We start from the raw sequence: 20,844 nt of genomic DNA, 5'->3' as shown, positions 1-20,844 counted from the left end.
GAGCATCGCTCCCCCGGGCCCTTCCTGGTGTTCAGCCGCTGGACCCGCCTGCGCGGGTCTCAGCTGACCGTGATGTCAGCTCCGCTCAGCGGAAGTCGACATCGGTGTTGTAGTCGTCGAGCGGGATGGCATGGAACTCGCCGTCGCCCTCGGCTCCTGCGTAGTCGAAGCTCGAGCCGTAGAGGCTGGGGCCGGTGAACAGATTGGCCTTGGCCTCCTCGGTCGGCTCGACCGTGGACTGCGTGTAGCGATCCAGACCGGTTCCGGCCGGGATCAGCTTGCCGATGATCACGTTCTCCTTCAGGCCCAGCAGCGGGTCAGACTTCGACTCCATCGCGGCCTGGGTCAGCACCCGGGTGGTCTCCTGGAAGGAGGCCGCCGAGAGCCAGGAATCCGTGGCCAGTGAGGCCTTGGTGATGCCCATGAGCTCGTCACGTCCCGAGGCCGGCTGCACGCCCTCTGCCACAGCCTTGCGGTTGGCGGCAGTGAAGCGGAACCGGTCCGCCAGCTCGCCCGGCAGCAGCTTGGTGCCGCCGGAGTCGATGACGGTGATCCGGCGCAGCATCTGCCGGACGATGACCTCCACGTGCTTGTCGTGGATGCCCACACCCTGGGACTGGTAGACGTCCTGGACCTCGGAGACGAGGAACTTCTGCGCGGCGCGGGGGCCGAGCACTCGAAGCACCTGCTTGGGGTCCACGGCGCCTGCCACCAGCTGCTGACCGACCTCGACGGCTTCGCCGTCGGAGACGAGCAGACGTGCACGGCGCAGGATCGGGTAGGCGTGCTCCTCGGACCCGTCATCAGGAGTCAGCACCAGGCGGAGCTGCTTCTCTGAATCATCCAGGTGCACCCGTCCGGCGACCTCTGCGATCGGCGCGACACCCTTGGGTGTGCGGGCCTCGAAGAGCTCCTGGATACGGGGCAGACCCTGGGTGATGTCATCCGCGGAGGCGATGCCGCCGGTGTGGAAGGTACGCATGGTCAGCTGCGTGCCGGGCTCACCGATGGACTGTGCGGCGATGATGCCGACAGCCTCGCCGATGTCCACGGTCTGTCCGGTGGCCAGCGAGCGGCCGTAGCAGCGGGTACAGGTACCCACGGCGGACTCACAGGTCAGCACCGAGCGGATCTTGATCTCGGAGACGCCCGCGGCGAAGAGCTTGTCGATCAGCACATCGCCGACGTCGGAGCCGCCTTCGGCCAACAGGTTGCCCTCGGCGTCGTGGACGTCGACGGCCAGCGTGCGTGCGTAGGCGGAGTTCTCCACCTCGTCATGCAGCTTCAGCTCGCCGTTCTCATCTGCGACGGCGATCGTGACGGTCAGGCCGCGGGAGGTCCCGCAGTCCTGCTCACGCACGATGACGTCCTGTGAGACGTCCACCAGACGACGGGTCAGGTAGCCCGAGTTCGCCGTCTTCAGCGCCGTGTCCGCCAGGCCCTTGCGGGCGCCGTGGGTGGCGATGAAGTACTCGAGGACCGAGAGGCCCTCGCGGTAGGAGGACTTGATCGGCCGCGGGATGATCTCACCCTTGGGGTTGGTCACCAGACCACGGATGCCCGCGATCTGTCGGACCTGAAGCCAGTTGCCTCGGGCGCCGGAGGTGACCATCCGGTTGATGTTGTTGTGCTCATCCATGCCGGCCTGCATCGCTGCGGCGACCTCGTCGGTGGCCTTGGTCCAGATCTCGACCAGCTCTGCGTGGCGCTCGTCGTCGCCGATCAGACCCATGTCGTACTGGGACTGGACCTTGGCGGCCTGGTCCTCGTAGACATCCATGATCTTCTTCTTGTCCATGTTCGAGGTCACGTCGGAGATTGCGACGGTGACTCCCGAGCGGGTGGACCAGTAGAAGCCGGCATCCTTGAGGTTGTCCAGGGTGCGCGCGGTGACGTTGTTCGGGTAGCGCTCGGCGAGATCGTTGATCAGGCTCGAGAGCTGGCCCTTGTCCGCCACCGAGTCCTGCCAGGGGTAGCCCTCTGGCAGCAGCTGGTTGAAGAGCACCTTGCCCATGGTGGTGGTCAGCGTGGCCGGAGTTCCGGGCTCCCAGCCTTCGGGAGCCGGAACCGCCGCCGAGGGGGTGTAGCCCTCAACGGTGATCTTGATCGGCGCGTTGATGTGCAGCTCGCGCAGGTCGAAGGCCATCTGAGCCTCACCGATGGAGGAGAAGGCCCGGCCTGCGCCGGTCTCGTCCTCACGCTGGGTGGTCAGGTGGTGCAGACCGATGATCATGTCCTGCGAGGGCAGCGCCACCGGGCGTCCGTCCGAAGGCTTCAGGATGTTGTTCGAGGAGAGCATCAGGATGCGCGCCTCGGCCTGGGCCTCGGGGGACAGCGGAAGGTGGACGGCCATCTGATCGCCGTCGAAGTCGGCGTTGAACGCCGAGCAGACCAGCGGGTGCAGCTGAAGGGCCTTGCCCTCCACCAGCTGCGGCTCGAAGGCCTGGATGCCCAGACGGTGCAGGGTGGGTGCGCGGTTCAGCAGCACCGGGTGCTCGGTGATGATCTCTTCGAGAACATCCCACACCTGGGGACGCTGACGCTCCACCATGCGCTTGGCCGACTTGATGTTCTGCGCATGGTTGAGATCGACCAGGCGCTTCATCACGAAGGGCTTGAACAGCTCCAGCGCCATCTGCTTGGGCAGACCACACTGGTGCAGCTGCAGCTGCGGGCCCACCACGATGACCGAACGGCCCGAGTAGTCCACGCGCTTGCCGAGCAGGTTCTGCCGGAAGCGTCCCTGCTTGCCCTTGAGCATGTCGGAGAGCGACTTCAACGGCCGGTTGCCCGGTCCGGTGACGGGACGACCGCGACGACCGTTGTCGAAGAGCGAGTCCACGGACTCCTGGAGCATGCGCTTCTCGTTGTTCACGATGATCTCGGGGGCGCCGAGATCGAGCAGACGCTTCAGACGGTTGTTGCGGTTGATCACGCGGCGGTACAGATCGTTCAGATCTGAGGTCGCGAAGCGACCGCCGTCGAGCTGGACCATCGGACGGATCTCCGGGGGGATCACCGGGACGGCCTCGAGCACCATGCCGCGAGGGGTGGTGCCGTTGGCGAGGAACGCGTTGAGCACCTTCAGCCGCTTCAGAGCGCGGGTCTTGCGCTGACCCTTGCCCGTGGCGATGATCTCGCGCAGCCGCTCGGCCTCGGCCTCCATGTCATAGCTCGCCAGGCGACGCTGGATCGCCTCGGCGCCCATGGCACCTTCGAAGTACTGGCCGTACCGGGTGCGCATCTCACGGAAGAGCGCCTCATCGCCCTCGAGGTCGGAGACCTTGAGGTTCTTGAAGCGATCCCAGACCCGCTCGAGCTGCTCGATCTCGGCGTCGGCGCGCTTGCGCACCTGCGACATCTGCTTGTCGGAGGTGTCGCGTGCCTTCTTCTTCTCGGCAGCCTTGGCACCCTCGCCCTCCAGTCGCTCGAGGTCGCCCTCGAGGTCCTTGGAGATCGCGGCGATGTCCGAGTCACGCTGATCGGCCAGGTGCTTGAGCTCCTGGTCGATCTCGGCCTGCAGGTTCGGCAGGTCGTCGTGGCGACGGTCGGTGTCGACCTCGGTGATCATGTAGGCGGCGAAGTAGATGACCTTCTCGAGGTCCTTCGGCGCCAGGTCCAGCAGGTAGCCCAAGCGCGAGGGGACGCCCTTGAAGTACCAGATGTGAGTCACCGGGGCGGCGAGCTGGATGTGACCCATCCGCTCACGACGCACCTTGGCGCGAGTGACCTCGACGCCGCAGCGCTCACAGATGATGCCCTTGAAGCGGACGCGCTTGTACTTGCCGCAGTAGCACTCCCAGTCCCGGGAGGGGCCGAAGATCTTCTCGCAGAAGAGTCCGTCCTTCTCAGGCTTCAGGGTGCGGTAGTTGATGGTTTCAGGCTTCTTGACCTCACCATATGACCAACCACGGATTTCGTCACCGGTGGCAAGCCCGATACGCATTGTGCCGAATGAGGATTCTTGGGACATAGTCCGGTATCTCTCTTTTCTCTAAAGATTCGTGACGGAGTGAAGGTGCATCGGTGAGGCCCTCAGACCTCTTCGACCGAGCTGGGCTCTGCGCGGGAGAGATCGATGCCGAGCTCCTCCGCAGCGCTGAACCCGGTTTCCTCCGAGTCACGCATCTCGACCTTGCTGCCGTCTGCGGAGAGGACCTCCACGTTGAGGCAGAGCGACTGCATCTCCTTGATGAGCACCTTGAACGACTCCGGAACGCCTGGCTCCGGGATGTTCTCGCCCTTCACGATGGCCTCGTAGACCTTCACACGACCGTGGATGTCATCCGACTTGATCGTCAGCAGCTCCTGCAGGGTGTAGGCGGAGCCATAGGCCTCCAGGGCCCAGACCTCCATCTCACCGAAGCGCTGTCCGCCGAACTGTGCCTTGCCGCCCAGGGGCTGCTGGGTGATCATCGAGTACGGTCCGGTGGAGCGTGCGTGGATCTTGTCATCGACGAGGTGGTGCAGCTTCAGGATGTACATGTAGCCGACCGCGACGCCCTCAGGGAACGGCTCGCCGGAGCGACCGTCGAAGAGCTGCGCCTTGCCGTTGGCGCCCACGAGCTGCTCGCCGTCGCGTGACGGGTTCACAGACTCCAGGATGCCGGTCAGCTCGGCCGGCTCGGCGCCGTCGAACACCGGGGTGGAGACCTTGGTGGGTCCGGTCTCGCGGGGCAGGTTCGGGAGCTTCTTGATCCAGTCAGGCTCGCCCTCGATCTTCCAGCCCTGCTTGGCGGCCCACCCGAGGTGGACCTCCATGACCTGTCCGATGTTCATACGACCGGGCACGCCCAGCGGGTTCAGCACGATGTCCACCGCGGTGCCGTCGGGCAGGAAGGGCATGTCCTCCACAGGAAGGATCCTGGAGATGACGCCCTTGTTGCCGTGGCGGCCGGCGAGCTTGTCGCCGTCGGTGATCTTGCGCTTCTGAGCCACGTAGACGCGGACCAGCTGGTTCACGCCGGGGGGAAGATCGTCGCCCTCCTCCGCGTCGAAGATCCGGACGCCGATGACGGTGCCGGACTCGCCGTGGGGGACCTTCAGCGAGGTGTCACGCACTTCGCGGGACTTCTCACCGAAGATGGCGCGCAGCAGACGCTCCTCAGGGGTCAGCTCGGTCTCGCCCTTGGGCGTGACGCGGCCGACCAGGATGTCGCCTGCTGAGACCTCGGCACCGATGTGGATGATGCCGCGCTCGTCGAGCTGGGCGAGCATCTCCTCGGAGACGTTGGGGATGTCACGAGTGACCTCTTCGGCACCGAGCTTGGTGTCGCGAGCGTCGACCTCGTGCTCCTCGATGTGGATCGAGGTGAGCACATCGTCCTGGATCATCCGCTGGGAGAGGATGATCGCATCCTCGAAGTTGTGACCTTCCCAGGACATGAACGCGACCAGCAGGTTCTTGCCCAGGGCCAGCTCGCCGGCCTCGGTGGAGGGTCCGTCGGCGATGATCGACTGGCGCTCCAGCCGATCCCCCTCGGAGACCCGCACACGCTGGTTGTAGGCGTTGCCCTGGTTCGAGCGCTGGAACTTCATGATCGGGTAGTGGATCTGTGTGCCGTCATCGTTGAGCACGGTGACCATGTCGGCGGCCACGCGGGTGACCACACCGGGCTTCTCGGCGGTGACCGAGTCTCCGGCGTCGATGGCGGCGAACTTCTCCATGCCGGTGCCGACCAGCGGGGACTCCGACTCCAGCAGCGGCACAGCCTGGCGCTGCATGTTCGCACCCATGAGGGCGCGGTTGGCGTCATCGTGCTCCAGGAACGGGATCAGCGCGGTGGCGACTGACACCATCTGGCGCGGCGAGACGTCCATGTAGTCGATCTCGTCCGGGATGGTCAGCACTGGCTCGCCCTGCTCACCGGTGCCGTCTGCACGACCACGGCACAGGACGGTGGCTTCAGCGAAGGTCCCGTCCTCGTTCAGCGGCGCGTTGGCCTGGGCGATCTGGGAGACCAGCTCGTCGTCGGCGGTGAGGTAGTCGATCTGATCGGTGACGACACCCTTGACGACCTTGCGGTACGGGGTCTCGATGAAGCCGAACGCGTTGATCCGCCCGTAGGTGGCCAGCGAGCCGATCAGGCCGATGTTCGGGCCTTCCGGGGTCTCGATGGGGCACATGCGGCCGTAGTGCGACGGGTGGACGTCACGGACCTCCATGCCGGCGCGATCACGGGAGAGACCGCCCGGGCCCAGCGCGGAGAGGCGACGCTTGTGCGTCAGTCCGGCCAGCGGGTTGTTCTGATCCATGAACTGCGAGAGCTGCGAGGTGCCGAAGAACTCCTTGATGGAGGCGACGACGGGACGGATGTTGATCAGGGTCTGCGGCGTGATGGCCTCGACGTCCTGAGTCGTCATCCGCTCGCGGACCACACGCTCCATGCGAGACAGGCCCGTGCGGACCTGGTTCTCGATGAGCTCGCCGACCGCACGGATGCGGCGGTTGCCGAAGTGGTCGATGTCATCGACGGTGATGTGGACGTCGATCTCTGAACCGTCGCGGATGCCCTTGATGGTCTCCTTGCCGGCGTGCAGCGCGGCGAGGTAGTGGATCATCGCGACGATGTCCTGCTCGTTGAGCACCGAGGCGTCGGCGTCGGTGAACGCCTTGTCCACGCCGAGCTTGCGGTTGAGCTTGTAACGGCCCACCTTGGCAAGGTCGTAGCGCTTCGGGGTGAAGTAGAGCCCGCGCAGCAGCGACTCGGCGGCCTCCACGGTCGGCGGCTCGCCTGGACGAAGCTTGCGGTAGATGTCGATCAGCGCGTCGGCCTGGGTCTCGAAGGCGTCCTTCTCCATGGTGGCGCGGATCGAGTCATACTCGCCGAACTCTTCCAGGATGCGGGACTCGCTCCAGCCAAGTGCCTTCAGCAGCGCGGTGACCGGCTGCTTGCGGCGACGGTCGAGGCGCACGCCGACCTGATCGCGCTTGTCGATCTCGAGCTCGAACCATGCACCGCGTGAGGGGATGACCTTCGCGGTGTAGATGTCCTTGTCGCTGGTCTTGTCCGGGGTGCGCTCGAAGTAGGCACCTGGGGAGCGGACCAGCTGGGAGACGACGACACGCTCGGTGCCGTTGATGATGAACGTGCCGCGATCGGTCATGAGCGGGAAATCGCCCATGAACACGGTCTGCTGCTTGATCTCACCGGTGTTGTGGTTCATGAACTCGGCCTTGACGTACAGCGGAGCGGAATACGTGGTGTCCCGTTCCTTGCACTCAGCGACCGGCATCTTGGGGTCGGCGAACTCAGGTTCGGAGAAGCTCAGGGACATGGTGCCCTGGAAGTCCTCGATCGGTGACATCTCTTCGAAGATGTCGGAGAGTCCGGAGGTTTCGGAAACGCCCTTGATGCCCTTCTGCCGGGCCTCCTCGACACGAGCAGCCCAGCTGTCGTTGCCGATGAGGCGGTCGAAGGAGTCGATCTGCAGAGCCAGAAGCTCCGGGACATCGAGGGGTTCGTGAATCTTTGCGAATGAGAGTCGGCCAGCGTATTCAGCTGTGCGGGCCGAGGCAGCGGTTTGAGTCGTTGAGGTGCTCGAGGCGACCAAGTTGGATCCTTCCACAGACCTTCGTAGCTTCCGTAGGAATCACGCATAAATTCAACTGCCCACCGCTATTTGAAGGCACTGATGTAGAGAAGATGCGCAAAAGTACAGAATAGACCACGAAGGCAGCCCATGGCAATACGAGGTCGCCAGGGCGAGAGACGCGAGGACGGTGCCTGGCGCCGAACGGGAAGGCCGGCGAAGAGTGCGGATGGGTCTCCGGGCTTTCTGGGCAGTAACTGTACCAGCCCCGAGGCATCAGGCGTGCGATGGGACACACCCACGGCGCGCCCCGGTGAGCGCCGGGCTGCTCCAGCATCGACCCAGGTCGGCGGAGGTTCGATGCGGGTCGGGTCAGGTTCGACGCCGCACGGGTCAGACGATCCGGCGCCGCTCGGCCCAGCGGGTAAGCTCGTGGCGTGAGGAGAGCTGCAGCTTGCGCAGCACCTTGGACACGTGGGTCTCCACGGTCTTGATCGAGATGAACAGCTCGCTGGCGATCTCCCGATAGGTGTAGCCACGGGCGATCAGCCGCATCACCTCCACCTCGCGTGCCGAGAGTCGGTCCAGCTCCTCGTCGCGCACGTCCTCGACTCCGCCGGTGCCGAAGGCGTCGAGCACGAATCCCGCCAGCCGCGGAGAGAAGACGGCGTCCCCGGTGGCGACGTCCTTGACGGCCTCGACGAGGTCGGCGGTGCTGATGGTCTTGGTGACGTAGCCGCGGGCTCCGGCGCGGATCACCGAGACCACGTCTTCCGCCTGATCGGAGACGCTGATCGCGAGGAACCGCACCTCGGGGAGGTCGCGGCAGGCGCGCACGACCTCCGCCCCTCCCCCGCCGGTCCCGCCGGGCAGATGGACGTCGAGCAGCACCACCTCGGGAAGTCCGGCCCGGACCGCGGCGATCGCGGACTCGACGTCGTGACCCTCGCCGACGACCTCGACCCGGCCTGCCAGCTCCGCCTTGAGTCCGGCGCGGAAGATCCCGTGGTCATCGACGATGACCACCCGGCGCAGGTGGTCAACGGGGTGCTCACCCATAGGTCTCCTCACGCTCGCGCAGCGGTTCGGTGGGGGCCTCGGGCCCTGTGGTCGCCGTGACAGGCATGCGGAGCTGGACCTCGGTGCCGGTCTCCCCCGAGCGGATCCGGGCCGACCCGCCGGCCCGGCTCATCCGTCCGATGATCGATTCGCGCACCCCGAGCCGGTCCGACTCGATGCCGGCGGGGTCGAATCCGGTACCGCGGTCGCGGATGAACACCGCATCCTCTGCCGGCGTCGACTCCAGGTACACCGAGGCGGGCCCGGCGTGCTTGAGCGCGTTGACGATCCCCTCGCGGGCCGCCGCCACCAGGACCCGGTGGTCGCTGCGCCGGGACTCCCCGACCGCGACGACCTCCACCGGCACGCTGTGCAGCTCCTCGAGCTCGGCGGCGATGCTGGTCAGCTGCTCCTTCAAGGTTCCGGTCTCGGCGCTGTCCCGGCTGTAGAGCCAGCCGCGCAGCTGCCGTTCCTGCCGCCGGGCCAACCGTTCCACCGAGGCGGGGTCGTGACGGTGCTTCTGGATCATGGCCAGGGTCTGGAGCACCGAGTCGTGCAGGTGCGCCGCGATGTCGGCGCGCTCGGCCTCAGCGGCGGCCCGCGCACGTTCGGTGTTGGAGGTGCGGTAGAGCCGGATGAGCCAGGGGGCGGTGACCAGGGCGACGCCGGCCAGCAGCATCGCCGCCACCATCAGTCCCAGCAGGAGGTCTGCGGCCGGGAGGAATCCTCCGGCCAGGAGCAGCAGCGCCAGGATCACCAGCAGCACGCCGATGGAGAACTGCCACAGGATGGCCTGCCGGGAGCGAGCCCCGCTGGCGCGCTGACCCGGGGCCTGGTCCCCGGTCCTGGGGCCGATGGCATCCACCTGGGACCAGGCGAGCAGCACCCCGACCCCCAGGATCAGCGGCGGCCCGATGAGCCACCAGTTGATCTCTGCGCCCAGCAGCTGCAGCCCGATCAGCCCGGCGCCTCCCAGGAGAGCTCCACCCAGGAGCACCTGCGGGGAGCTGGTCAGGGAATGGAGCAGCTCCCGTCCCCGGGCGCTCCAGTACTGGGCAGGTTCTGCCTTGGGGTCGATGCCGCTGGACGCACCCGCCTGCGATCCGGCGCCCGCGGGATCCGAGGCGTCCTCGCCCTCGACCGCGGGCCCGCTGAGTCCCCGGGCCGCGGCGTCGGGGCGCGGCTCGTCCTCCTGCGGAACGAAGATCCAGAGCCAGCAGTAGAGCAGCAGGCCGATCCCGCCGGCGATGCTGAGCCCGATCATGACCGTGCGCACCGAGGTCACCGAGATCCCCAGGTGCCGGGACAGGCCCAGGCAGACCCCCGCCAAGGGGGTCTGCGCGGCGCGCAGCAGCGGAGGCCGCTGCGGGCGAGCGCTGTTCTGCGCCGGAGGCGTCTGGCTGGCGCTGTCCATGTCCTCCATACTGCCACGCCCCCTGGTGCACTTCGATGGTCCGAGCCCGATATCGGGGGACCCGGGGCTGGGATTCAGGGTTCAATCAGGGTGCCCCCCAATAGCGAGGACACGGGGGCCCGGCGGAGACTGGAGGCATGGACAATCAGAAGCCTGAGACAGGCCGCCGCTTCTTCGACTGGATGCGCACCACGGGACTCACCCGTCCCGAAGAAGGCTGGCTCGGAGGAATCTTCGCCGGAATCTCACTCAAGGTGGGATGGGACGCCGCCCTGGTGCGCGGGCTCGGCGTCGTCGCCTTCATCATCTTCTTCTCCCCCGCGGCGCTGCTCTACGGGCTGGCGTGGATCTTGATCCCGGATCGCGAGGGACGGATCCATGCGCAGCAGGCGGTCCGCGGGGACTACACCTCGGGCTTCATCGGTGGCGCCGTCCTCGCGGTCATCGGTGCGCTGAACATCTTCACCCCGGTCAGCGTCGCTGGACCACTCGCGGTGCTGCTGAACCTGGCGATCCTCGGAGCCGTGGGCTGGCTGGTCTATGTGATGGTCCGCAATCACCGGCGCAGCTCCGGAGCCGCAGGCACTGGCGGATCGGCCGCTTCAAACGGCGCGGGTCGCTCCACCCCGGGCCGCTTCGACGCCTCGGGTCGGGGCGCCGCGGGAAAAGCTGAGGCCGGGAACTCGAAGCCGCCGCGTGCGGACGGGAGACCGGCCTGGTATCCCAAGGAAGAAGCGCCCACGCCGACCCCGGCGGCTCACGCATCCTCCGCTGCTCCGGCTGCCACCCCGGCGAGCTCCGTCTCCGCCAGGACCCGGGAGCCCCGCCCGCAGTGCTCACCCCGTGAGCAGGCCGCGCGGCGTCGTCGCCGTCAGCTGAGCTGGGGGCTTGGCATGCTGGCCGTACCGGTCATCGTGGGACTCGCCTGGCTCGGCACCATCTTCGGCTTTCCCACAATGTCCGTGGCCATCGCGGCCACCGCGGGTCTGGTGCTGCTCCTGGGGCTGAGCCACATCACCGAGGCGCTTCGAGGCCGTCCCGGCGTTCCAGGACTGCTCGCACTGAGCACCGCGGTCATGCTGGTGCTCTTCGCCGGGCAGAACGCGTCTGGATTCAGCGGCGGCACAAGCTACGCGTTCGGCAACTACGAGACCTCCGACGCACAGGTGCACAGCGTCTTCGCCAACACCACGGTGGACCTGCGCGAACTCGACGACGTGAACGGCACCCCCGCCGCGCCCGTCATCCCTGAGGCCAACGTGAACCAGGCCTTCTCCAACACCACGGTGATAGTCCCGGACGACACCCAGGTGACCATCAGCAACGGCCAGGCGCTGAGCAACCTGGAGATCGCCACCCAGGATGACAGCCTGGAACGCTCTGGGATCTCCGGCGATGACCTGGTGATCGGGCCCGACGGCGCCGAGGATCAGATCCATCTGGAGCTGAACTCGGCCTTCGGCAACACCACGATCTATGACTCCACCACCTATGAGCAGGAAGGTGAGCAGCGATGACCGCCGAGCACCCTGAGCAGGACGCACGCACCCACCCCACCCGGCCGCTCCCGGCGGAGCCGGCCGACGTCGACGAGCTGCTGGCCGAGTCGCTGCGGGCGCAGAGCGAGCGCGACTTCACCTGGAAGGAGCCCGAGCGCGGCCCCCGCTGGTTCGAGCGCGCCGAGCAGGAGGCGGCGCTCAGCGCCGGGACCGCGCCCTCCACCGGAGCAGCGGCGGTCCCCGCCGGGAAGGCTACGCTCGCGGGAACCTCCGGCGGTGCGGACGCGCGGTCCGGGAGCGGCCCTCGCGTCTCAGGGGTCATCTACGCTGCGATCGCGGTGGCGCTGGCGCTGTGGGTGCTGGCGAGCACCGTGCTGGGGATCTACATCGATTGGCTCATCGTGGCCCTCGGGGTCTTCGCGCTGGCCGGGCTGGCCCTGGTGGCGACCGGGCTGATGCCCAAGCCTGGCAGCCGGCTCTGACCAGATTCCCAGAGTCCACAGTCTCAGAGTCTCAGCAATACAGAAATCCCCCGGAAGGAAGCCTTCCGGGGGATTTCTGTATGCAGTCAAGACTGCCTGGATGCGGCTCTCGCCGCCCCGATCACTTGAGGGTGACGGTGGCGCCTGCGCCTTCCAGGGTCTCCTTGGCCTTCTCGGCGGTTGCCTTGTCGACACCCTCGAGAACAGCCTTGGGGGCGCTGTCGACGACGTCCTTTGCCTCCTTGAGACCGAGGGAAGTCAGACCGCGCACCTCCTTGATGACGCCGATCTTCTTCTCGCCTGCGGACTCGAGGACCACGTCGAACTCGGTCTGCTCTTCTTCTTCCTCAGCTGCTGCTGCGGGAGCCGCTGCGGCTGCTGCGGGAGCAGCGGCAGTGACGTCGAAGGTCTCTTCGAAGACCTTGACGAACTCGGAGAGCTCGATCAGGGACATTTCCTTGAACTGTTCGATCAGTTCGTCGTTGCTCATCTTCGCCATGGGGGCGCTCCTTCTAAATGTTTAGGGGGTGTTGCTTGCGGATCTGTGGTGAGCTCGAGCTCAGGCAGCTTCCTGCTTCTCGCGCAGTGCCTCGACCGTGCGAACGGCCTTCGACAGCGGCGCCTGGAACAGTGCGGCAGCCTTGGACTGGACGCCGATGAGGGCACCAGCCATCTTGCCGAGCAGAACCTCACGGGATTCAAGATCCGCGAGCTTCTTCATACCTGCCTCATCGAGGGCGACGCCATCCATGTAGCCGCCCTTGACGATGAGCTCAGGGTTGCTCTTGGCGAAGTCACGCAGCGCCTTGGCCACGTCCACGGGGTCGCCGTGGACGAAGGCGATTGCGGAGGGTCCGGACATCTTGCCTTCAAAGGCGTCGATGCCGACTTCCCGGGCCGCAATCTCGGTGAGCGTGTTCTTCACCACAGCGTAGTGTGCGTTCTCTCGCACGGACCGGCGCAGAGTCTGCAGCTGGCCCACGGAGAGGCCGCGGTATTCCGTGAGCACTGCGGCAGTCGAGTTGTTGAAGAGTTCCTTCAACTCATCGACGGCGGCAGCCTTCTCAGGATTCGCCATGGCACTCCTTCCGATCATGTAAGCCGGTCACCCTCCTCGGACTGGACATAAAAAATGCCCCGCTGCGCAAGGCACGGGGCATGACTTCCAGCATGGGGCTGATCGCGTTTCACCGCGAGCAGCCTGTGGAGAGAAGAGCTGATCGTGTCCTGCGCAGGTCGCCCGAATCGGGTCTTTACGTTGCATCGCCTCACAGACATGATGTCTGCTGACCACGCAGATCAGCCAATGATCTGCGCACGAGAACAACGACCGGCGGTCTTTGGTCAGCCCTCACTCTACACACGGATCCACCCGGGCGCAAAACGCCGGAGCCGGGGCGACAGGTGAGGCCCCCGTCCGTGGGACGAGGGCCTCATCTGGTGCTGCTCAGGCGTGCTCAGTCAGCGATCACCTTGGTCACGTTCGGGTCCACCGGGATGCCGGGGCCGAAGGTGGTGGTGACGGTGGCCTTGGCGATGTAGCGACCCTTCGAAGCCGAGGGCTTCAGGCGAAGGATCTCTTCCAGGGCTGCTGCGTAGTTCTCGGCCAGGGCCTTCGCGTCGAAGCTGGTCTTGCCCACGATGAAGTGCAGGTTCGAGTGCTTGTCCACGCGGAAGGTGATCTTGCCGCCCTTGAGCTCGTTGACGGCCTTCGCGACGTCGGGGGTGACGGTGCCGGTCTTGGGGTTCGGCATCAGGTTACGCGGACCCAGCACCTTGCCCAGGCGACCGACCTTGCCCATCATGTCGGGTGAGGCGACGGCGGCGTCGAAGTCGGTCCAGCCGTCGGCGACCTTGGCGATGAGCTCATCGCCGCCGACGTAGTCAGCCCCGGCCTCTTCGGCCTTGGCGATGTTGTCGCCCTGGGTGAAGACGACGACGCGGGAGGTCTTGCCGGTACCGTTGGGCAGGATGACCGTGCCGCGGACCATCTGGTCAGCCTTGCGCGGGTCCACCGAGAGCCGCATAGCGACCTCGACGGTGGCGTCCGACTTGGACGGGTTGATCTCCTTCGCCAGGGCTAGTGCCTCGGCCGGGGAGTACAGGGCATCTTCGTTGACCTTCTGTGCCGCTGCTTTATAAGCTTTGCTGCGCTTTGCCATCTGCGTGTTCTCCTTAGCAGTCGTGGTACGCGGGTCGCGCTCGACCCTTCCCACCGTCCGGCTCTCGGCCGGACAAAATGATCAGTTGATGTTGGGCGTTAGCCCGGTTCAGCCTTCGACCGTGATGCCCATGGAGCGGGCAGTTCCGGCGACGATCTTGGAGGCCGCTGCGAGGTCGTTCGCGTTGAGGTCCTCCATCTTGGTCTGAGCGATCTCTTCGACCTGTGACTGGCTCAGCTTGCCGACCTTGTCGGTGTGCGGCACGCCGGAGCCCTTGGCCACGCCTGCTGCCTTCTTGATCAGCTCGGCGGCCGGCGGGGTCTTGGTGACGAAGGTGAAGGAGCGGTCTTCGTAGACCGTGATCTCCACAGGGATCACATTGCCGCGCTGAGCCTCAGTCGCGGCGTTGTAAGCCTTGCAGAACTCCATGATGTTGACACCGTGCTGACCGAGTGCAGGACCGATCGGCGGGGCCGGGTTAGCGGCGCCTGCCTTGATCTGCAGCTTGATCAGGCCGGAGACTCTCTTCTTCGGGGCCATGTTTAAGCGTCCTTTGCTTGCGTGGTGGGTTCCTGCGCTCGCGGCCGCTGGAGGCGGCGTGCGGGCCTGAACCCTCACCTGGTGTCCCTGTGCCACAGGAGCGCGACGCAGGGGGGTGGCCATCATGGCGTGATGACCGATTCGACGCCACCGGCCAAAGCCACCTGCGGCGTCGAAAGTCTTGAGTTCTCACATGCTCCGGGCCGACGACTTCGTCAGTCCGGTCATGCGGGTGAACCTCAGTAGATCTTTTCGACCTGGTTGAAGTTCAGCGTCACCGGGGTCTCGCGCTCGAAGATCGAGACGAGCACCACGAGCTGACGCGAGTCTGCGTGGATCTCCGAGATGGAGGCCGGCAGGGTTGCGAAGGGGCCGTCGGTGACGGTGACCGACTCGCCGACCTCGAAGTCGACCTTGATGTCCGAGGCCGCGGGGGCGGGAGTGCCGTCCTCGCTGAGCTTCGGCGCATCCGGCTTGCCGAGGAGGTGATCCGAGAGCATGTCGAAGACCTCGTCGGAGCTCAGCGGGTGCGGGTCGTGGGCATTGCCGACGAATCCGGTGACGCCGGGGGTGTGGCGCACAACGCCCCAGGAGGCGTCGGTGAGCTCCATGCGGACGATGACGTAGCCCGGGATGCGGACTCGGCTCACGACCTTGCGCTGGGTGCCCTTGATCTCCACGACCTCTTCCATGGGGACCTCGATCTCGAAGATGTGGTCCTCCATGTCCTGGGTCTGGATGCGAGTCTCCAGGTTGGACTTCACGCGCTTCTCGTAGCCCGCGTAGGTGTGCACCACGTACCAGTCACCGAGCTGGCGGCGCAGCGTGGACTTCAGTGCGGCGGCGCGCTCCTCGTAGGACTTCTCCTCCTCTGGGACCTCAGCCTCGACGGCGACGTAGCCCTCGGCGGATGCGTCCTCGGTCTGGGCCTCGGAGTCGGTGTCGACGTCGGTCGCCTCGGAGGCGTCCTCGTCGGTGTCGGCGTCGGTCTGCGCGGCCGTCTCGTCAGCGGCGGAGGCGTCCTCGGCCGCGTCGATGCCCGCTGCTGATTCGCCAGCGGCATCCTGGGCGGCGTCGACCTCTTCGGTCTGCTGCGAAAGATCCTGTTCAGACACTGTTCTCCTGCTTTCCGTGGTGCTCACCGCCACACGGCGAGCTCTCGTTCACGTGGTGGATGCCCTGGACTGCGACATCACGTCATGGTCATCTGGGCGGCCCGGCTCAGTCCTCGGCGCCGCCGGCGGGAGGCTCGACCGGCTGCTCCACGCCACCTCCGGTCGACCCGAAGAGCGCCTCAGCGCCCCGGCTGAAGACGGCGTCGAAGCCGGTGACGATTCCGATCACGATGACCACGAAGACCAGCACGACCAGCGTGTAGTTGGTCAGCTCGCGCCGGGTCGGTACGACCACCTTGCGGAGCTCGTCGACGACCTGGCGGAGGAACAGCCACAGCTTCCCGAACGGGCCCTTCGGATCGCCGCCGGCAGGCGTGGAGCCCTGATCATGCGTCGAAGGCGACTGGGACACGAAGACTCCATCTGTTCACGGTTAAGGCGGGTGCCTAGCAGGGCAGACAGGACTCGAACCTGCAACCTACGGTTTTGGAGACCGTTGCGCTACCAATTGCGCCACTGCCCTAGGGGGTAACTGACCCTCCACCACGCTACCGCATCGAGAACCGGAGCACCGGTTTCGGGGCACGATGGATCGGAGGTGCCGGAGACACCGAACGATCACTCTACGCCCTCGGCCCGGTGCAGGACAAACCGGTAGGCTTGAATCAGTCCATGAATCCCGAAAGGATCCCTCAGACATGACTGCTCCGAACTCCCGCATCTCCGACCGTATCGACTCCATCGCCGAGTCCGCCACCCTTGCGGTGGACGCCAAGGCCAAGGCCCTGAAGGCAGCGGGTGAGGATGTCATCGGATTCGGTGCGGGCGAGCCGGACTTCCCCACCCCGGGCTACATCGTCGAGGCGGCGCGTGAGGCGGCGCTGAACCCCCGCTTCCACCGCTACTCCCCCGCCGCCGGACTGCCCGAGCTGCGCGCGGCCGTCGCGGAGAAGACCACCCGGGACTCCGGGTACCGGATCGACGGCGAAGCGCTGGCGGCGACGAACGTCTTGATCACCAACGGGGGAAAGCAGGCCGTGTACAACACCTTCGCCACCCTGCTGAACCCGGGCGACGAGGTCATCCTGCCGGCTCCGTTCTGGACCACCTACCCCGAGGCGATCAAGCTCGCCGGCGGGGTGCCGGTGAACGTCTTCGCCGGACCCGAACAGGGCTACAAGGTCACCCTCGAGCAGCTCCAGCAGACGCTGACCCCGGCCACGAAGGTGCTGGTCTTCGTCTCCCCCTCCAACCCCACCGGCGCGGTCTACTCCGCCGAAGAGGTCCGCGAGATCGGCCGCTGGGCTGCGGAGAAGGGACTCTGGGTGGTCACCGATGAGATCTACGAGCACCTCACCTACGACGACGCCGAGTTCAGCTCCATCGCCGCCGTGGAGGAGCTCGCCGACCAGGTCGTGATCCTCAACGGCGTCGCAAAGACCTATGCGATGACCGGCTGGCGCGTGGGCTGGATGGTGGGTCCCGCTGATGTCATCAAGGCCGCCGCGAACCTGCAGTCCCACGCCACCAGCAACGTCGCGAACGTCTCGCAGATGGCTGCGCTGGCAGCCGTGGAAGGTCCGCTCGACGCGGTCGAGGAGATGAAGACCGCCTTCGACCGACGACGCCGCGCGATCGTGGCCGGGCTCAATGAGATCACCGGATTCTCCTGCCCGACGCCCGAGGGCGCCTTCTACGCCTATGTCGATGTCCGTGGGGCGCTGGGCCGGGAGATCGCCGGCCGCACGCCGCAGACCTCCGCAGAGCTCGCCGAACTGATCCTGGAGGAGGCGAAGGTCGCCGTCGTCCCGGGCGAGGCCTTCGGCCCCAGCGGGTTCCTGCGGCTCTCCTACGCCCTGGGTGACGAGGATCTGGCCAAGGGGCTGCGTCGGCTCCAGGACCTGCTGCGCTGATCGCTGGTCGCCGCAGGGGCCCGACTCGGCCGGGCCTCTGCGGATCCCGCCCGACCCCATAGACTTAGCCGCAGCAACCTGCCGAGGAAGTCAGGCCTGAGATTTTTCCTGAAATCCATGAAGGGACGAGCTGAATCACCATGCGCATCGGACTGCTCACCTCCGGCGGCGACTGCCCCGGCCTCAACGCCGTCATCCGCTCCTCCGTGCTCCACGGGATCAAGAGCTATGGCGACGAGTTCGTCGGCCTCAAGGGCGGCTGGCGAGGACTCATCGAGGGCGACTACATCGACCTTCCCCGGCAGTCCGTGCGCGGACTCTCCCGCGAGGGCGGCACGATCCTCGGGACCTCCCGCACCCACCCGTACAACCACCCCCAGGGCGGGCCGGAGAACATCGCCAAGCAGCTCAAGCGCCATGACATCGACGCCGTCATCGCCATCGGCGGCGAGGGCACCCTCGCCGGCGCCAAGCGGCTCGCCGACGACGGGATCCCCGTGGTGGGAGTCCCCAAGACGATCGACAACGATCTGAAGGCCACTGACTACACCTTCGGCTTCGACACGGCGATCTCCATCGCCACCGACGCGATGGACCGGCTGCGCACCACCGGGGAGTCCCATCACCGCTGCATGGTCGCCGAGGTCATGGGGCGCCACGTCGGTTGGATCGCGCTGCACTCCGGCATGGCGGCCGGCGCCCACGCCATCCTGATCCCGGAGCACAAGGTCTCCATGGACCAGGTCTGCGAATGGGTCGAGCAGGTCCACTCGCGCGGACGCTCGCCCCTGGTGGTCGTCGCCGAGGGCTTCATCCCCGAAGATGCCGAGGCCGCACTGGCTGGCAAGGGCGAGGAGTCTGACGGACGCCCCCGCCTGGGCGGCATCGGCGAGTGGGTGACGCATCAGATCGAGTCCAAGACCGGCATCGAGTCCCGCCACACGACGCTGGGCCACATCCAGCGCGGCGGCAACCCCACCGGATACGATCGGGTGCTCGCCACCCGCTTCGGCATCCACGCCCTGGACCTCGTGCATGAGAAGGCCTGGGGCCATATGGCCGCGCTGCGCGGCACCGAGATCGTCAAGGTCGATCTCGCCGAGGCGCTGGACGGGCTCAAGACCGTGCCGACCGAGCGCTACGAAGAAGCCCAGATCCTCTTTGGCCGCTGAGCCGGGACTCGGGACCGGTCTCGGGGACCATACGCGCAGCATCATCGCGCTGGCCTGGTCCCGGATGATCGGCCTCGGCGACGAGGAGCTGCTCGGCGGCGCGGGTCCGCGTCGCGAGGTCAGCACCGCAGACGGCTCTCCGGTGACCTTCCTGCGACTCTTCGACCACACCGTGCTCAGCGGACCCGCGGAGGTGCTGCGCGAGGCACGCCGCTTCGACGACGTCGAGCTCGCCGACGAGCGCCGACTCCTGGAGGTCGCGCGGCGGCACGCGGGCAGCGCACGGAGCCTCGGTGCGGCCAGGCTGCTCTACGCCGAGGAGCCGCCCGTCCTGGCGCTCGCCCCGCGCGGGGCGGTCTCCTTCGATCCGGCGCACGTTCAGGCCGCGCTCGCCGCCTCCCCCGCCGACGACGTCCAGGCCGCGGGGATCGCTGACGCCCCCTGGCGTGCGGCCCTGGTGGAGGAGGACACCGCGACGGTGCTCGGCGCGGCCGCACACGAGCTCTGGGCCGGGATGCTCGCCCACCTCGGCGTGCTCACCGTGCCGGATCAGCGGCGCAGCGGGGTCGGGCGCGCGCTGGCCGCGGTCGCGGCCGAGGAGGCCTTCACCGAGGGACTCATCCCGCAGTGGCGGGCCCGCACCGAGTCCATCGCCTCGCTGCGGATCGCCGCCGCACTGGGATTCAGCCCGGCCGGCTCACAGACCACCGTGGCCTTCGACCGAGCCGGCGGCCACTGAGCTGCCGTTGATCAGCGGCGCTGACCGCGCAGGAAGTCTCCCTGCGGCCGGCCGACGGCCTGGCCGGCGTCCGGGCGGACGATGACCTCCTGTGCCGCGGCGTATAACGTCGCCGAGTCGGCCTCGCCGTCGCGCACCACCAGCTGCAGGGTGGGGTCCACCTTGCGCTTGACCAGGGCCAGCGCGATCGGTCCCATCTCGTGGTGGCGGGCCACCGAGGTCACCTTCCCGACCGGGCGCTCCTGGGCCAGCTCGGCGGCGGTGGCCTCGGGGCTGGCCGCGAGGATGTCGGCGCCGATGGCCGGGAGCGTGTGTTCGCTGCCGTCGAGGTGGAGGAAGACCAGGCGACGAGGCGGGTGACCGAGGTTATGGACCCGCGCCACGGTCTCCTGACCCTTGTAGCAGCCCTTGCTCAGGTGCACGGCGGTCCGGATCAGGTCCAGCTCGTGCGGGATGGTCTTCTCGTCGACCTCACGCGCAAGACGTGGGCGCCAGGCGGCGACGCGCAGCGCCTCGGCCGCCATGGTTCCGGCCACGATCCACCCGGCCTGCTCCAGTCCGGCGACCGTGGTCTCCAGCGCGGTCCGCGGGACCACGCTGAGGTGCCAGGACCAGTCAGCCCCGGGGTGGTCTGCCTCGGCGACCTGGGCGTAGCTGGCCGCGCCGGGGCCGAGCCGCGGCCACGGGTCGTCCCAGCCGATGACGACCGCGCCGGCCGCAGACGTCGGCAGCGCGGCGGTGGAGGCGAGCACCGCGTAGTCGGCGGTGCGATCGGTGATCTCCACGCGGAGCATGAACTTCATCGAGTCCAGCCACTGGGCCAGCACCCCGCCGTGGGAGTTCTCGGTGATCAGCCAGACGGTCTCGCCGTCGTCGACCACGGCGGCGTCGTGCTCGATGCGCCCGGAGATGTCGAGCAGCAGCAGCTCGGTGGACTCCCCCGGCTTGAGCCCGGCGACCTGCTGCGAGGACAGGGTGGTCAGCCAGGTCAGCCGGTCCGGACCGGAGACCGTGACCACGCTGCGGTGAGAGAGATCGACGACGGCGACGCCGCGGGCCAGCGCCCGCTGCTCAGCCGTGGGGTCCCCGTAGTGGGCGGCCACCGCGGCATCGTCTCCGCCCTCGGGGACGGCGCCGGCGCGGTTCAGCAGGGGCGACTTCGAGTTCTCATCCACGGGCGGACTCCTTCATCGGTGCGGCGGGCGCTCAAGGTGCA

Annotated in this window: 16 protein-coding genes and 1 tRNA gene; 5 read left to right on the top strand and 12 right to left on the bottom strand. The window is 67.1% G+C overall.

What is annotated here, in order from left to right; translation table 11 throughout:
* Positions 1-85: 85 nt before the first annotated feature.
* From BCL67_RS01930 to BCL67_RS01915, 4 genes are all read right to left on the bottom strand, one after another.
* Positions 86-3,973, bottom strand: coding sequence for a DNA-directed RNA polymerase subunit beta' (locus tag BCL67_RS01930; protein WP_106121791.1), 3,888 nt, complete (start codon positions 3,971-3,973; stop codon positions 86-88).
* 62 nt (positions 3,974-4,035) lie between these two features.
* Positions 4,036-7,554: a DNA-directed RNA polymerase subunit beta gene (gene rpoB, locus BCL67_RS01925; protein ID WP_106121790.1), complete on the bottom strand. Its 3,519-nt coding sequence runs from the start codon at positions 7,552-7,554 to the stop codon at positions 4,036-4,038.
* Positions 7,555-7,926: 372 nt separating this feature from the next.
* Positions 7,927-8,592 (bottom strand): LuxR C-terminal-related transcriptional regulator, encoded by a 666-nt coding sequence (locus BCL67_RS01920; RefSeq protein WP_106121789.1) that lies wholly within the window; start codon positions 8,590-8,592, stop codon positions 7,927-7,929.
* Positions 8,585-10,006 carry an ATP-binding protein gene (locus tag BCL67_RS01915; protein ID WP_181255853.1) on the bottom strand — a complete coding sequence of 474 codons (1,422 nt, stop codon included), beginning with the start codon at positions 10,004-10,006 and terminating at the stop codon, positions 8,585-8,587. The genes BCL67_RS01920 and BCL67_RS01915 overlap by 8 nt, the downstream gene beginning before the upstream one ends.
* Positions 10,007-10,143: 137 nt before the next feature.
* Between BCL67_RS01915 and BCL67_RS01910 the strand changes: the two genes are divergently transcribed.
* Both BCL67_RS01910 and BCL67_RS01905 read left to right on the top strand, forming a co-directional pair.
* Complete coding sequence (locus BCL67_RS01910) at positions 10,144-11,523, top strand: PspC domain-containing protein (RefSeq protein WP_106121787.1); 1,380 nt, start codon at positions 10,144-10,146, stop codon at positions 11,521-11,523.
* Positions 11,520-11,987, top strand: a complete 468-nt coding sequence (locus BCL67_RS01905; RefSeq protein WP_106121786.1) for a hypothetical protein — start codon at positions 11,520-11,522, stop codon at positions 11,985-11,987. Before BCL67_RS01910 ends, BCL67_RS01905 begins: the two co-directional genes overlap by 4 nt.
* A 121-nt stretch (positions 11,988-12,108) precedes the next feature.
* On the opposite strand, the gene rplL is transcribed toward BCL67_RS01905, so the two are convergent.
* The 7 genes from rplL to BCL67_RS01870 form a co-directional block, all read right to left on the bottom strand.
* Entirely contained in the window at positions 12,109-12,486 is a 378-nt protein-coding gene (gene rplL, locus BCL67_RS01900; protein ID WP_106121785.1) for a 50S ribosomal protein L7/L12, read from the bottom strand.
* 60 nt (positions 12,487-12,546) lie between these two features.
* On the bottom strand, positions 12,547-13,065 hold the full coding sequence (gene rplJ / locus BCL67_RS01895; protein ID WP_036473229.1) for a 50S ribosomal protein L10: 519 nt from the start codon (positions 13,063-13,065) through the stop codon (positions 12,547-12,549).
* A gap of 379 nt (positions 13,066-13,444) precedes the next feature.
* Positions 13,445-14,149 carry a 50S ribosomal protein L1 gene (gene rplA / locus BCL67_RS01890; RefSeq protein WP_106121784.1) on the bottom strand — a complete coding sequence of 235 codons (705 nt, stop codon included), beginning with the start codon at positions 14,147-14,149 and terminating at the stop codon, positions 13,445-13,447.
* A gap of 108 nt (positions 14,150-14,257) precedes the next feature.
* A complete protein-coding gene (rplK, locus tag BCL67_RS01885) occupies positions 14,258-14,689 on the bottom strand; it encodes a 50S ribosomal protein L11 (protein WP_106121783.1) in 432 nt (143 codons plus the stop codon).
* A 239-nt stretch (positions 14,690-14,928) separates the two neighbouring features.
* The gene (nusG, locus tag BCL67_RS01880; protein ID WP_106121782.1) at positions 14,929-15,804 is read right to left on the bottom strand and encodes a transcription termination/antitermination protein NusG; all 876 of its coding nucleotides are present in this window, start codon (positions 15,802-15,804) and stop codon (positions 14,929-14,931) included.
* Positions 15,805-15,910: 106 nt separating this feature from the next.
* Positions 15,911-16,216 (bottom strand): preprotein translocase subunit SecE, encoded by a 306-nt coding sequence (secE, locus tag BCL67_RS01875; protein ID WP_106121781.1) that lies wholly within the window; start codon positions 16,214-16,216, stop codon positions 15,911-15,913.
* Positions 16,217-16,254: 38 nt separating this feature from the next.
* Positions 16,255-16,327 (bottom strand) — tRNA-Trp (locus tag BCL67_RS01870).
* A 175-nt stretch (positions 16,328-16,502) separates the two neighbouring features.
* Here BCL67_RS01870 and BCL67_RS01865 point away from each other — a divergent pair.
* From BCL67_RS01865 to BCL67_RS01855, 3 genes are all read left to right on the top strand, one after another.
* Complete coding sequence (locus tag BCL67_RS01865) at positions 16,503-17,717, top strand: pyridoxal phosphate-dependent aminotransferase (RefSeq protein ID WP_106121780.1); 1,215 nt, start codon at positions 16,503-16,505, stop codon at positions 17,715-17,717.
* 140 nt (positions 17,718-17,857) lie between these two features.
* The gene (locus BCL67_RS01860) at positions 17,858-18,889 is read left to right on the top strand and encodes a 6-phosphofructokinase (RefSeq protein WP_106121779.1); all 1,032 of its coding nucleotides are present in this window, start codon (positions 17,858-17,860) and stop codon (positions 18,887-18,889) included.
* Positions 18,879-19,628, top strand: a complete 750-nt coding sequence (locus BCL67_RS01855) for a GNAT family N-acetyltransferase (protein ID WP_106121778.1) — start codon at positions 18,879-18,881, stop codon at positions 19,626-19,628. Before BCL67_RS01860 ends, BCL67_RS01855 begins: the two co-directional genes overlap by 11 nt.
* 11 nt (positions 19,629-19,639) lie before the next feature.
* On the opposite strand, the gene ygfZ is transcribed toward BCL67_RS01855, so the two are convergent.
* On the bottom strand, positions 19,640-20,803 hold the full coding sequence (gene ygfZ, locus BCL67_RS01850) for a CAF17-like 4Fe-4S cluster assembly/insertion protein YgfZ (RefSeq protein WP_258174680.1): 1,164 nt from the start codon (positions 20,801-20,803) through the stop codon (positions 19,640-19,642).
* Positions 20,804-20,844: the final 41 nt, after the last annotated feature.

This window comes from Nesterenkonia sandarakina (assembly GCF_003003175.1).
Classification (GTDB): domain Bacteria; phylum Actinomycetota; class Actinomycetes; order Actinomycetales; family Micrococcaceae; genus Nesterenkonia; species Nesterenkonia sandarakina_A.
This window is presented reverse-complemented; position numbering and strand designations above follow the sequence as displayed.